The organism is Rhodococcus sp. R1101, assembly GCF_000278445.1.
Lineage (GTDB): Bacteria > Actinomycetota > Actinomycetes > Mycobacteriales > Mycobacteriaceae > Rhodococcus > Rhodococcus gordoniae.
This window is the reverse complement of record NZ_AJVB01000942.1, coordinates 1-472: the sequence shown is the minus strand read 5'-3', so window position 1 is coordinate 472 and position 472 is coordinate 1. Positions and strand designations below refer to the sequence as shown.

Genomic DNA, 472 nt, shown 5'->3' with positions numbered 1-472 from the left:
GTCGGTCAGCACGGCGACGGCACCGCACTCGAACGCGGAGCCGTCGCCGTGCTGACCGACGAGGCCGGCCGCGATCTCGTCGCCGAGGCCACCTCGGATCCGGTCGCGGTCCTCGTCCATCCCGAGCCGCGTGCCGCCCTCGGCGTGGCGTCGGCCACCGTCTACGGCCACCCCTCCCGGAGCATGCAGGTCATCGGCGTCACGGGCACGTCCGGTAAGACCACGACGTCCTATCTCGTCGAGGCCGGCCTGGTCGCGGCCGGACGCGTCGTAGGTCTCGTCGGCACCGTGGAGACCCGGATCGAGGGGATCCGCGTGCCGAGCACCCTCACGACCCCCGAGGCGCCGCAGCTGCACGCCCTGTTCGCCGTCATGCGCGAACGCGGTGTCGACACGGTGGTGATGGAAGTCTCCAGCCATGCCCTCGCACTCGGTCGCGTCGACGCCACCGAGTTCGCCGTCGGCGGGTTCA

1 protein-coding gene is annotated in these 472 nt (G+C 72.0%); it reads left to right on the top strand.

The annotated features are described in order from the left end of the window. Nucleotides 1–472 (top strand): Mur ligase family protein (locus R1101_RS29050; protein WP_016935870.1); only part of this gene is annotated, 472 nt, incomplete at both ends.